Origin of the sequence: Pseudoalteromonas sp. SIMBA_162 (assembly GCF_046535955.1) — a bacterium.
Lineage (GTDB): Bacteria > Pseudomonadota > Gammaproteobacteria > Enterobacterales > Alteromonadaceae > Pseudoalteromonas > Pseudoalteromonas marina.
The window spans coordinates 1-265 of sequence record NZ_JAWJBQ010000552.1 but is presented as its reverse complement, the minus strand read 5'-3'; the positions used below and the strand labels follow the sequence as shown (position 1 = coordinate 265).

General features: G+C 62.6%; 1 pseudogene. It reads right to left on the bottom strand.

Annotation, left to right across the window (positions count from 1 at the left end):
• A pseudogene (locus R0J88_RS20890) lies at positions 1 to 265 on the bottom strand (multidrug transporter subunit MdtA); the annotation flags it as partial.

Sequence of the window (265 nt, the reverse complement as noted above, 5' to 3'; positions counted from 1 at the left end):
CTAGCAGGCGCACGTTGACGAACTGGTTGGGGAACAGGGCGAGGTCCTTGTTCTCGAAGCGGCCCTTGAACTTGAGCGTACCGGTCGTAATGTCGATCTGGTTGTCGATGCTGCCCAGCACGCCAGGGGACTGCAGCTTGCTGTCACTGCGGTCCCAGGCCTCGACCGGCAGGATGGCGCCGCTGAGGTAGCGTTCCAGCACGGTGCTCAGCTCGGTTTCCGGCAGGGTGAAGGCGACGTTGATCGGCTCGGTCTGGGTAATCAC